Source organism: Aeromicrobium sp. WCS2018Hpa-31, assembly GCF_031843905.1.
In the GTDB taxonomy this organism is placed as follows: Bacteria; Actinomycetota; Actinomycetes; order Propionibacteriales; family Nocardioidaceae; genus Aeromicrobium.
This window is the reverse complement of the sequence record NZ_JAVTJF010000008.1, coordinates 117,491-129,575: the sequence shown is the minus strand read 5'-3', so window position 1 is coordinate 129,575 and position 12,085 is coordinate 117,491. Positions and strand designations below refer to the sequence as shown.

General features: G+C 72.3%; 9 protein-coding genes, 2 tRNA genes and 1 pseudogene. 7 read left to right on the top strand and 5 right to left on the bottom strand.

What is annotated here, in order from left to right:
- Window positions 1-3: 3 nt before the first annotated feature.
- Window positions 4-1,617: an alkaline phosphatase D family protein gene (locus RQG84_RS12110; RefSeq protein ID WP_311210234.1), complete on the bottom strand. Its 1,614-nt coding sequence runs from the start codon at window positions 1,615-1,617 to the stop codon at window positions 4-6.
- A 165-nt stretch (window positions 1,618-1,782) separates the two neighbouring features.
- Between RQG84_RS12110 and RQG84_RS12105 the strand changes: the two genes are divergently transcribed.
- From RQG84_RS12105 to RQG84_RS12095, 3 genes and pseudogenes are all read left to right on the top strand, one after another.
- On the top strand, window positions 1,783-2,748 hold the full coding sequence (locus RQG84_RS12105; RefSeq protein WP_311210233.1) for an MsnO8 family LLM class oxidoreductase: 966 nt from the start codon (window positions 1,783-1,785) through the stop codon (window positions 2,746-2,748).
- A 113-nt stretch (window positions 2,749-2,861) separates the two neighbouring features.
- Window positions 2,862-3,584, top strand: a pseudogene (locus tag RQG84_RS12100) (NADPH-dependent F420 reductase); the annotation flags it as partial.
- 55 nt (window positions 3,585-3,639) lie between these two features.
- Window positions 3,640-5,469 (top strand): carboxypeptidase-like regulatory domain-containing protein, encoded by a 1,830-nt coding sequence (locus RQG84_RS12095; RefSeq protein WP_311210232.1) that lies wholly within the window; start codon window positions 3,640-3,642, stop codon window positions 5,467-5,469.
- Between the two features lie 25 nt (window positions 5,470-5,494).
- Here the strand turns inward: RQG84_RS12095 and RQG84_RS12090 are convergent.
- Window positions 5,495-5,568, bottom strand: a tRNA-Pro gene (locus RQG84_RS12090).
- Between the two features lie 179 nt (window positions 5,569-5,747).
- Between RQG84_RS12090 and RQG84_RS12085 the strand changes: the two genes are divergently transcribed.
- The 4 genes from RQG84_RS12085 (at window position 5,748) to RQG84_RS12070 (ending at window position 9,879) form a co-directional block, all read left to right on the top strand.
- On the top strand, window positions 5,748-6,824 hold the full coding sequence (locus RQG84_RS12085; protein ID WP_311210231.1) for an alkene reductase: 1,077 nt from the start codon (window positions 5,748-5,750) through the stop codon (window positions 6,822-6,824).
- An 89-nt stretch (window positions 6,825-6,913) separates the two neighbouring features.
- On the top strand, window positions 6,914-7,864 hold the full coding sequence (locus RQG84_RS12080; RefSeq protein ID WP_311210230.1) for an FAD-dependent oxidoreductase: 951 nt from the start codon (window positions 6,914-6,916) through the stop codon (window positions 7,862-7,864).
- Between the two features lie 53 nt (window positions 7,865-7,917).
- Window positions 7,918-8,454: an AAA family ATPase gene (locus RQG84_RS12075; protein WP_311210229.1), complete on the top strand. Its 537-nt coding sequence runs from the start codon at window positions 7,918-7,920 to the stop codon at window positions 8,452-8,454.
- Between the two features lie 90 nt (window positions 8,455-8,544).
- Complete coding sequence (locus tag RQG84_RS12070) at window positions 8,545-9,879, top strand: DUF222 domain-containing protein (RefSeq protein ID WP_311210228.1); 1,335 nt, start codon at window positions 8,545-8,547, stop codon at window positions 9,877-9,879.
- A gap of 105 nt (window positions 9,880-9,984) precedes the next feature.
- On the opposite strand, the gene RQG84_RS12065 is transcribed toward RQG84_RS12070, so the two are convergent.
- From RQG84_RS12065 to RQG84_RS12055, 3 genes are all read right to left on the bottom strand, one after another.
- Window positions 9,985-10,058 (bottom strand) — tRNA-Gly (locus RQG84_RS12065).
- A gap of 64 nt (window positions 10,059-10,122) precedes the next feature.
- The gene (locus RQG84_RS12060) at window positions 10,123-11,235 is read right to left on the bottom strand and encodes a PP2C family protein-serine/threonine phosphatase (RefSeq protein WP_156364701.1); all 1,113 of its coding nucleotides are present in this window, start codon (window positions 11,233-11,235) and stop codon (window positions 10,123-10,125) included.
- Window positions 11,232-12,080 (bottom strand): DNA-formamidopyrimidine glycosylase family protein, encoded by an 849-nt coding sequence (locus RQG84_RS12055; protein ID WP_311210227.1) that lies wholly within the window; start codon window positions 12,078-12,080, stop codon window positions 11,232-11,234. The genes RQG84_RS12060 and RQG84_RS12055 overlap by 4 nt, the downstream gene beginning before the upstream one ends.
- Window positions 12,081-12,085 lie beyond the last annotated feature (5 nt).

Genomic DNA, 12,085 nt, shown 5'->3' with positions numbered 1-12,085 from the left:
CCGTCAGACGGGGAGCACCCGCGCGGAGCCCGACCGGACGCACCGCGCGGCGAGCAGCCGCGAGGACGCGTCGGGATCTCGACGGTCGCTGACGGCGTGCCACTCCCACCTCGCCTCCGAGGGCGTCAGCTCGACCACGCTGTAGCCGTGGTCGTCGAGGTTGACGAAACGCACGTGCGGGTTGAGCGCGCCGATCGCCTCCTCCATCGCGAGGGAGACGGTGCGCGGCGCGGTGCCCATGAAGTCGTCGACGTTGTTGCTGGTGATCGAGCTGCACACGAGCTCCGTGGCCACCGGCCGGCCGTCGAGCTCCACCTCGTTGGCCCACGCCGTGTGCACGTCGCCGCTGAGGAACACCACGTCGTCGACGCCGGCGTCGGCCAGACCCTGCAGAAGCCGCCGCCGCTCGGCGGGATAGCCGTCCCACGTGTCGGTGTTCGGCTCCGGGGAGCCCCAGGTCATGGGGTCGGTCGTGTCGCGCAGCGCCAGCTCCTCCCCGCGCGGCCGCGGCGGCATGAGCATCGGCGCCACCATCACCGGGTTCCCGACGAGCTTCCACCGGGCGGTCGAGGCCGCGAGCCCCTGCGCCAGCCAGGACTCCTGGTCCGTGCCGGTGAGCGTGCGCCGCTCGTCGGCGAGGGCGACGTCGCGCGGCTCGACCCGCTCGTCTCGGCGACTGCGCAGGTCGAGCATCGTCAGCTCGACGAGGCTACCGAAGCGGAAGCGGCGCTGGATCGTCGTGCCGTCGCCGACCGTCGCCGTGCCCGACAGCCGAACCGGCATCCACTCGTCGTAGGCCCGCAGCGCGGCGTCGCGCCGGCGGGTCCAGGGGCCCTCGGTCGCGGGGTCGTGCTCGTACGCACCCTCGGGGAACCAGCCGTCCGCGACCTCGTGGTCGTCCCACGTGGCGATCATCGGCAGGGCGGCGTGCAGGCGGCTCAGGTCGGGATCGGTCTTGTACTGCGCGTGCCGGCGCCGGTAGTCCTCGAGCGTGACGGTCTCGTGCGGGGGGTCGTGGCGCCGGACGTCGGACCAGTCTGCTCCGTGGGAGTAGCGACCGGGCTCGTACTCGTAGAGGTAGTCGCCGAGGTGCACGACGGCGTCGAGGTCGTGGTCGAGCAGGTGGCGGTACGCGCCGAAGTGGCCGGCCTGCCAGTTGGCGCAGCACACCACGCCGAGCCGGAGCCGGTCCACGGCCGCGTCGACGGCCGGTGCGGTCCGGGTGCGACCGGTGACCGTGTCCGGTCCGTGGGAGAACCGGTACCAGTAGGTCGTGGCGGGTCGGAGAGCGCGGACGTCGAGCTTCACGGTGTGGTCGCGCCCCGCGTCGGTGCTCACCGTGCCCTCCGCCACCACGTCCGCGAAGACGTCGTCGAGCGCCACCTGCCAGGCCACGTCGACCGGGCCCCCGCGTCCCGAGCCGGGCGTGGCGTCGGGCGCGGGCGAGACGCGGGTCCACAGCACGAAGCCGTCGGGCAGCGGGTCCCCGGACGCCAGTCCGTGCTGGAAGTGCTGGTGCCGACTGGCCGGTGCGGCCGAGGGCCGCAGGGTGGAGGCGACGACCCCGGCGCCGACTGTGAGTCCGAGACCGCTGACCACGAGGTCACGGCGGCTCATCGGGGGTCGGCGGCGCGCGGGGGGCTGGCGGGGTGTCCCGGTCCTCACCCCTCCAGTCAGGCAGGGGCGGGGTACCGGACGGCGATGCCGCGGTGAACGGGGCGGGACGACCAGGAGACGGTCCGGCCGCGGAAGCCATCGGCCCCGTCCGGTGTTGACGACGACGTGAGGCTCTCGCTGCTCGACCGCTCCCGGACCCGCGTCGGCCGCCCCGACGGCGAGGGGCTGACGGGAAGCGTGGAACGTGCCGTCTGGGCCGAGCAGCTCGGCTACGAGCGCTTCTGGGTGGCCGAGCACCACGGCGTCCCGGGCATCGCCAGCGGGTCACCGCCCGTGCTCATGGCGGCGATCGGGGCGGCGACGTCACGCATCCGGATCGGGTCGGGCGGCATCATGCTCCCCCACCACCAGCCGTTCGTGGTGGCCGAGCAGCTGCGGATGCTCGAGGCGCTGAACCCGGGTCGCGTCGACGTCGGGCTCGGCCGGTCGTCGGGCTTCACCCCGCCCGTCCGTGCCGCCCTGCGGGAGGCCGCGGACGCCCCGGACCGCTTCGCCGACGACGTACGCGAGCTGCGCGACCACCTGTCCGGCGCGGGCCCGGTGACGGTGCGACCGGAAGGCGGTCCCGTCCCGATGTTCCTGCTGGCCACCGGTCGGGGCATCGCCCTGGCCGCCGAGCTGGGTCTGCCCGTGGTCGTCGGTGGACCGGTGCTGTGGTCCGACGAGCTCCCGAAGGCCCTGGCGGCCTATCGGCGCACCTTCGTGCCCTCGTCGGAGCACGACCGACCGTCGGTCGTGGTGTCGGCCGACGTGCACGTGGCCGACGACGTCGCGACGGCCCGCGAGCTGGCCCTGCCCGAGGCGTGGGCCATGGCGATCTCGCGCCGGACGGGCGAGTTCCCACCGCTGGAGTCACCCGCGTCGATCCGCGCCCAGGACTGGCCCGACCAGGTGCGCAGGCGGGTGGAGACGTCGCTGGACCGCGCGATCGCCGGGGACGCGGCCACCGTGCGGCGCACCCTCGAGCAGCTGGCCGACCGCACCGGAGCCGACGAGCTGCTCGCCTCCATCTCCACGTGGGACCGCGAGGCCCTGCGCGCCGCCGACACCGCCCTCCGCGCCCTCGTCTGACTCCCCCCATCGGTGGATCCGCAACATCAGCGCCCGCATCGGTGGATCGTCAACCGCAGACGTCCGCCTGCGGTTGAGGATCCACCGATGGGGGTCGGGCATGGGGGTGGAACACCCGGTCGGTCCGTCGTGTTGAACCGAGCATGACCACCATCGGACTCATCGGCAGCGGACACATCGGCAGCACGGTCGCACAGCTGGCCGTCGACGCGGGCTACGACGTCGTGCTCAGCAACCGTCGCGGCCCCGACACCTTGACCGAGCTCGTCGACCGCCTCGGGCCGCGTGCCCGCGCGGCCACACCCGTCGAGGCCGCGGAGGCCGCAGACATCGCCGTCGTCACGGTGCCGTTGAAGGCGCTCCCCGACGTCCCCGTCGAGCCGTTGCGGGGCAAGGTCGTCATCGACACCAACAACTACTACCCGCAGCGCGACGGCCAGGTGGCGCAGCTCGACGACGAGTCGACCACCACGAGCGAGCTCACGCAGGAGCACCTGCCCGAGTCGCACGTCGTGAAGGCGTTCAACAACATCTACTTCAAGCACCTCGGGACGCTGCAGCGGCCGAGCGGCGACGCCGAGCGTTCCGTCCTGGCCATCGCCGGCGACCACGACGACGCCAAGCGCACGGTCACGGAGGTGCTCGACGCCCTCGGCTACGACGCGTACGACGTCGGCCCGCTCTCGGAGGGCTGGCGCTACCAGCGCGACACCGCCGCCTACGCCGGGCTCTACATCGACCCCGAGACCGGCGACGTCGACGCGCCGCCGCGCCAGGTCACCGCGGACCTGCTCCGCGAGAAGCTCGACGCGGCGCAGCGCTACCGCGACATGTGAGACCGACTTCGGCGTTCGGCGGGCACAACCGAGGGGAACGTCCTAGATTTCGGTCATGAACCGCGCGTCCCACCTCGTCGCTGCCCTCCTGGCGACGGTCCTCGGCACCACGCTGCTGGCTGCCCCGGCCGACGCCACCGCGTCGGGGACGATCACCGTCGGACGAGCCTGGGCCGAGCGCACGCACCTGCGGTTCGAACGACTCGACGAAGGCACCTGGAGGACCGTCGACTGGACGCAGCACCCGGTCGTCGTGGGGGCCGAGACCGTGGACTTCCACCTTCCGGCGGGCGACTATCGGGTCGCCTGGTACCGCCAGCCCTACCCCACCTTCGGATCCGGCTTCGAGGACGTCTCCACCACCTACTTCCCCTCGACGGAGAGTCCCGACGATGCGAGCGTCCTCCAGGTGGAGCCCGACTCCTCAGTCGACCTCACCTCCTTCGTTCCGCGGCCGGGAGGCCACCTGACGGGACTCGTGTCGCGGGCCGACGGATCGCCGCTGCCCCGCGTCGCCTACGTCGAGGCCTTCCAGCCGAGAGGTGACGAAGGTTGGGTTCCGGTGAGCCGCAGCGACATCACCTCCCAAGGTGACTACGACCTGGGTGGTCTCGACTCCGGGCCTACTGTCGTGCGGGTCAGCGGACCGTCGGTGACCGGGGTCGGCTACGGGGCCCAGGGAGCCGACGCCCAGACCTTCTCCGGTGGCGCAACCAGCGAGGACGCGGCGCAGCGGGTCGACGTCTTCGCCGGCCGCATCACCGTGGCCGATCCGATCGTGATGGTGCCGAACGGCACGCTCTCCGGTGTGGTCCGTACCTCCGACGGGGTGCCGCTGAACGGTGTTCGAATCACCTCCGACGCGGCTCGGGTCGAAGTCACGACCGGCCCGGACGGCTCCTGGACCTTGGGCGGCCTGCGCGAGGGCACCTACGGGCTCTCCATCAGTGATCCGCTGCACCGCATCGAGCACGCCCGCCGCGACGCCTCGGTGCAGCCCCGACAAGCGACTGACGTCCGGACCGACCTCGCACACCGGGCGCCGTACTGGCGGGTCGCACCAACCCTCGATGTCGGCCCCCACGCCGTTGCCTGGGACCGGCCGATGACGGTCGACCCGGGTGTGCTGTACCAGGACGACGCGGTGATCACCGGCGTGCGATGGTACGAGGGCTCCGGGCCGGGACGGGTCCTGCTCGCGACCGGATCGAGCTTCACGGCACCGCGCACGCTCGACGGTAGCTTCGTCAGCGCCGAGGTGACGGCGCAGCGGAAGGGGATCGAGAGCAGGGTGTCGTCCCCGGCCGTCGAGGTGCGCGACCCCGAGTACTTCACCGGCCGACCGACCACGTCGACGACGGCGCCCGTCGCCCACGAGCTGCTGTCGGCCCGCACCGGCACGCTCTCCCCCACCCCGAGCACCACCAGCTGGCAGTGGCTCCGCGACGGGAAGGCGATCAAGGGCGCCACCGGAGCCCGGTACCGGCCCACCGCGTCCGACGTCGGGCGCAACGTCGTCGCGCAGGCGACGGTCCAGCGTCCGGGATACGCCCGTGCAGTCGTGCGGAGCACGTCGCGCGACGTCACGTCGGCCCGCAGCAGCGTGAAGGCCACGCTGACGCCGCGCGGTGGCCGTCGCGTCGCGGTGTCGGCGAGGGTGACCGTCGCGAAGGTCAGCGCCGCCTACGTCGACGGCTCACTGGACCTCTACCGGTCGAGGAAGGGCTCGGACCGCATCGGGACGATCCGCGTCGTGGACGGTCGGGCGACCACGACCCTCGCCCGCCAGCCGAAGGGGAAGCGGACGTACTGGGTCCGCTTCCGACCCTCGCGGGACGGGATGACGACGTCACAGGGTGCACGGACGAGCACACGGGTGCGCTGACCGCCACGCCCACGGTCGAGCAGGGTCGGGATGACAGGATTTGAACCTGCGACCCTCCGCTCCCAAAGCGGATGCGCTACCAAGCTGCGCTACATCCCGGTGCCGTCGGACCCGCACCAGCGGCGACGGCGGACGTCAGCCTACGCCAGCGGGTGAGACCCCCCACAGTCGCCGCGATTCGGAATGCGTCGTCGGGCAGATGGTTGAACAGTGAAGGAGATGGGCCGTCCGCGGCCCCGCCCGGACAGCGTCCGGGACACCCGAGCTGAAGGAGAGACATGACCACCGTCTTCGACCCGATCACCGTTGGCGCCTGGGAGCTGCCCCAGCGCTTCGTCATGGCGCCGCTGACCCGCAACCGCGCCGAGGCCGGAGGCGTGCCCGGAGCCCTCGCCGCCGAGTACTACGGCCAGCGCGCCGGTGCCGGGCTGGTCGTCACGGAGGGCACGCAGCCGTCGGCCGTGGGCCAGGGATACCTCGCCACGCCGGGCCTGCACTCCCCCGAGCAGGTCGACGGATGGCGCGGCGTCGCCGAGGCCGTGCACGCCGGAGGCGGCCGCGTCGTCGCCCAGCTGATGCACGCCGGACGCATCGCCCACCCGGACAACAAGGACGGCCTCGACACGGTCGCCCCGAGCGCCATCGCGGCCCCGGGCGAGATGGTGACCGCTGACGGCCAGAAGCCGCACCCGGTCCCCCGCGCGCTCGAGACGGCGGAGATCCCCGGCGTCGTCGAGGAGTTCGCGCAGGCGTCCCGCAACGCCGTCGCGGCCGGGCTCGACGGCGTGGAGGTGCACGGCGCCAACGGCTACCTGCTGCACCAGTTCCTCGCGCCGTCCACGAACGAGCGCACCGACGAGTACGGCGGCAGCCCCGAGAACCGGGCCCGCCTCACGATCGAGGCCGTGCGCGCCGCCGTCGAGGCCATCGGTGCCGACAAGGTCGGGCTGCGCATCTCGCCTGCGCACAACATCCAGGGCGTGCTCGAGGAGGACGCCGCCGACACGCGGGCCACCTACCTCGCGCTCGTCGACGGCATCGCCGACCTCGGCCTGGCCTACCTGAGCATCCTCGGCGACCCCGCGAGCGACCTGTTCCGCGAGCTGCGCAGCCGCTTCGGCGGCGTCGTGATCGCGAACACCGGGTTCACCGAGGTCACGGACCTCGACGAGGTCAAGCACATCGTCGACGGCGGCCTCGCCGACCTCGTGGCCGTGGGCCGCCCGTTCCTGGCCAACCCCGACCTCGCCGACCGCTGGCGCGACGGCGCCGAGCTCAACGAGCCCGATCCGTCGACGTTCTACGGTGGCGGCGCCGAGGGGTACACCGACTACCCCACGCGCGACGCGGCCTGAGCCGACGCGCTCCGACGAGCCCCCGACCCGTCCGGGTCGGGGGCTCGTCTCGTCCTGCCGGGTGCGCCGGTGGGTGCGACGATCGGGGCATGGCAGACGTCGTGGTGGTGGGAGCCGGCGTGTCCGGCGTCGCGTGCGCTCGTGAGCTGGAGGCCGCAGGACACACGGTGGTGCTGCGCGACACCGGCCGTCGACCCGGCGGCCGCATGGCACTGCGCCGCCACGGCGACCGTGTGGTCGACATCGGTGCCAGCTACTTCACGGTTCGCGACGACGCCTTCGCCGCCGTCGTGGACGACTGGGAGCGCCGAGGGCTCGCGCGACCGTGGACCGACACGTTCACGGCGTGGTCCGACGGCGAGCGGGAGCCGAAGCCCGGCCCCGTCCGGTGGTCCGCGCCCCACGGGCTCCGTTCCCTCGTCCAGGACCTGGCGGAGGGTCTCGACATCCGCAGCGCGGACCCCGTGGAGCACGTGACCGTCGGGGAGCGGCCGAGCGTCGACGGGCAGCAGACCGACGCCGTCGTGCTCGCCATGCCTGACCCCCAGGCCCGCAGGCTCGTGGCGCCCGGCACCGCCGCCCACGACGCCCTCGACGATCCCTACGAGCCGGCCCTCGCCCTCACCGTCGGCTGGCAACGGCGCACCTGGCCCGAGGAGGACGGCGTCTTCGTCGGTGACCACCCCGACCTGACGTGGGTCGCCGACGACGGGCTGCGTCGTGGCGACCGGGCCCCGGTCCTCGTCGCGCACAGCACCGCCGAGCGCGCCCGCCGGCACCTGTCCGACCCCGCCTCGGCCGCCGACCCGATGCTCGCCGCGCTGCGCGAGGTGGTCGACGTGCCGGGCGACGAGCCCTGGCTCGTCCACGTGCAGCGGTGGACCTTCGCCCGCCCCGCACAGGAGCGCGAGGCGCCCTTCCACCTCGACGACGACGGCATCGGCGCGTGCGGCGACTCCTGGGGGCCGTCGTCGTCGGTCGAGGCGGCCTTCGTGTCGGGCCGCGCCCTCGGTCGCGCGCTCGTCGAGCGACTCGCCTGACCGAACCGACCGCCGGACGATCTCTGCGCCGCGCACGAACCTACGCTGGCCGCATGGACGCCGTGGTCGAGCTGGTGCGCGGACGACTACCGGCGTGCGGCTCCACCACGGTGGTGGCGATCGACGGGCCGAGCGGGTCCGGCAAGTCGTCGCTCGCGGACGAGCTGGCGCGACGGACGGACGCGGTGGTGCTGCGGACCGACACCTTCGTGCCGGGATGGCGAGGGCTGTCGCAGATGCCCCCTGCTCTGGCCCGCGAGCTGCTGGACCCCCTCGCACGTGACGAGGTCGCGCGGCCCCGACGGTGGAGCTGGGTGCGCGACACCTGGCTGCCCGGCCTGCCCGTCGAGCCCGCACCGCTGCTCGTGCTCGACGGCTGCGGCAGCGGCTCGCGACCGCTCCGCCCCTTCCTGAGCGCGCTCGTCTGGGTCGAGGCCGACGTCGAGACCCGCAGGACCCGCGCCACGGCACGCGACGGTGAGGCGTACGTGCCGTGGTGGGACGTGTGGGCCGCGCAGGAGCGCGCCTTGTTCGCCGCCGAAGGGACCCGCAACGCCGCCGATCTGGTGCTCCGGACCGATCGCCCCTGATGACTCGGGACCTTGGTCACGTATTCGAACGTGTGCTTGTTTCTTGTCTGATCCTGTCTCTAGAATGGGGGTAGATCCGCAGGAGGAAGCATGAGCGTCGCCGCACTCGACACCCACCCGGTGCCGGCGTGCGTGCGTTCGGCTCGTGAGGGATTCTCCGCGGTCCCCACCAGTGCGTGGGACGGGCTGGAGACCGGTGAGGTCCGGCGGCTGATCGGTGAGCTGAGCCGCCTGGAGTCCCAGGTCGCCGCCCACAAGATGGCCGCCGCTCGCGTGCTGGAGAAGGCCCGCAAGGCGGCAGCCAACGGTGACGGTCCGCGACCGGGAACGGGTACCTCGACCGGCGCGACGATCTCGTTCGACTTCGGGGGTGACCGCGGGGGTGCGGATGCACTCGTGAACACTGCGCAGCGGATCGAGGAGCAGACCACCCTCATCGAGAACGCGCTCGCCGCCGGAGTGATCAGCACCAAGCAGGCCGACCTCATCTCCCGCGCCCTGGCCAATCTGCCCGAGGACGTGACCGCAGAGCAGCGCGAGCGGTGCGAAGAGACTTTGCTGAAGGACGCGCAGAAGCTGACGCTCAAGGACCTGCGCCGCAGGGCGGCGCGGATCACCGAGACCTACCGCAAGAAGACCGAGGAGGTCGACGCCGACGAGGACGAGATCCTGCGTCGCCGCGAAGAGGAAGCCCGCAAGAAGACGTCGTTCTCGATGTGGGACAACAACGACGGCACCGTCACCGGCAGGTTCACCCTCCCCGAAGCCCAGGGCGCGATGCTCAAGACCGCCCTCGACGCGCTCGCAGCCCCGCACCAGAAGGTCGGGACCGTCAACGCCGCCACAGGCGAGATGGACGAGGTCGGATTCGGCCAGTCCTACCCGCAGCGCCTCGGGCACGCGTTCGCCACCCTCGTCGAGCACCTCCCGGCCGATTCCCTGCCGTCCAACGGTGGCGTGAGCGCCGTCGTCACCGTGAACCTGGACCTCGACACCCTCCTCGGCGGCGTCAAGGCCGCCGGGCTGTCCGACGGCACCCGCATCAGCGCCGGCGAAGCACGCCGGCTCGCCTGCTCCGCGCAGATTGTGCCCATGGTGTTGAACGGGAAGCCTCTCCCCCTCGACCTCGGCTCGGCCAACCGCTACTTCAACCGCAGCTCACGCCGGGCCATGGAGAAGCGAGACATGGGCTGCACCACTCCCGGATGTGACCGCGACGCCCGGTGGACCGAGGCCCACCACCTGAACCCCTACGCCATCTCCAAGACCACCGACATCAGAGACGGCGCACTGCTCTGCCCGTTCCACCACCACCGAGCACACGACCAAGGCTGGATCGGACGCATCAACCCAGACGACGGACACGTCGAGTGGAAGCTCCCCGGCTCCGACACCTGGCAACGCAACACCCGCTGGCGACCCTGACCACGACACCCCGACCCATCGGCCGGGGCACACGTGCTGCCCGACCAGCACTGACCCGTGATGCTCGACCACGCCTCGCGGCTGGGAACAGGCTTCGGCCCCGAGAGCGGACGACGAGACTCGAACTCGCAACATTCTGCTTGGAAGGCAGAGACTCTAACCAATTGAGCTACGTCCGCTCTCGGGGCCGAAGCGACTCCAGGATGCCACATGCGCGTGGCCGGTGATGCTGCGGCCCGCGGGTCAGTCGCGACGTGCGAGCAGGAGCACCGCTCGGTCGTCGTCCTTGGTCTTCACCCGTCCGATGATGCGGCCGGCGGCGCCCTCGAAGCCGGGTCGCACGGCACGCGCGGCCACGGACCGGAGCCACTCGACGCCTTCCTCCACGCCCTGTTCACGGGACTCCACCACGCCGTCGGTGAAGAACAGCAGGGCCTCCCCCGACGCGAGGGTCCCTCGGGTCTCGTGGAAGTCGGGGTGCTGCAGGATGCCGAGCGCCGTGCCGCGGGCGTGGTCGGTCTTCCAGTCCGATGCGCCGGGGTGCCAGTGCAGCGCCGGCGGGTGGCCGGCGTTGATGATCCCGTAGTCCCCGCTGCGCAGGTCGATCGTCACGTGCACCGCCGTGGCGAAGCCCTCGTCCCAGTCCTGCCGCATGAGGAAGTCGTTGGCGGCCGCGAACAGGGCCAGCGGCGGCAGCGCCCCGATCAGACCACCGAGGGCCCCGGCGAGCTGCAACGACTGGGTCCCCGCGGCCACGCCCTTCCCGCAGACGTCGACGAGCACCATCTCGAGCTTCCGCTCGTCCTCGCTCAGGTTGGCGACCATGAAGTCACCGGAGAAGTGCACCCCGCCCGCGGTCAGCATCGCGGACTCCGCGTGCCACGGAGCCGGCAGGGGCGGGACCTTGCCCTGAGCCTGCAGCCGGTCTCGGAGGTCGACCAGCATGGCCTCGCCCAGCGGACCGGGAAGTCCGCTCCGCCGACGTCGCGCCTCCCACAGCTGGATGCCGGCCACGACGGTCATCATCACGAGCGAGCTCACCCGATTGGTCGTCATGCCCGTCTCGAGCGACTCGACGGTGACCGTGACGGCCACGAACAGCGCGATCGTGCCCACCAGCACGAGCAACGGCTTGAAGCGCAGGGTGATGCTGCCGAGCAGCAGCGGGATCACGAACGTGAAGGCCGGGAACACCGGGTACGACACGATGGAGAGGGCGAGGATCACCGCGCTGAGGACCGCCAGCACCCCGAGGACCGCGACCTGACCCTCCTGGGTGCCGGTCTGCCAGCGCACGACCCGGTCGTCGACGTAGCGCCCCACGGTGTGCCGGGCGCGGCGAAGACGTGATCTCACCGGCCGAGCGTACCCGCGGCCTGGCACGTGGGGCACCAGAACAGGTTCCTTGCCGCGAGGACCTGGGTGCGCACCTCGTCGCCGCAGACGTAGCACTCCCGCCCGTCGCGACGGTAGACGTAGACCTCGCCGCCGTGGTCGTCGCGTCGCGGGAGCCGACCCATGACGGCCGGGCCGTGCGCCACGTGGACGGTGTCGATCCGACCCTTGCGCACGCCCTCTCGCATCAGGGCGACGAGGTCGGCCCAGAGGGCGTCCCAGATCGGCTCGGGCAGGTCCCGGCCGGGCAGGAACGGGTCGATGCGGTGCCGGAACAGTGCCTCCGCCCGGTACACGTTGCCGATGCCGGCGACGACCGACTGGTCCATGAGCAAGGTCGCGATCGGTGCCCTCGAGCGGTGGATCCGCCGCCAGGCACGGTCGGGCTCGGCGTCCGCCCGCAACGGGTCGGGACCGAGCCGCGCGACGAGCGCCTCCACCTCGCCGGGCAGCAGCAGCTCGCACGCCGTGGGACCCCGTAGGTCCGCCGTGCGCGTGGGCCACTCAGCCGGCCCCTCGAGCCGCCAGCGCACCTGGCCCTTCACCTCGGGGACCTCGCCCTCGGCGTGCTTCGAGATCCGGAACGCCCCGTAGAGGCCGAGGTGGACGTGCACCTGCTCGTCGAGGCCCTCGAACCGCACCAGCAGGTGCTTTCCCCACGCGTCGGCACCGGCGAGCACCAGCCCGTCGAGCCGGCCGGCTCCGTCGACGAAACGGCCCTGCGGGCTGCTCGAGCGCACCCGGTCCGCCGCGAACGCCTTCGTGAGCCGCCCTGCCAACCGATGGAGGGTGTGGCCCTCAGGCACGACGA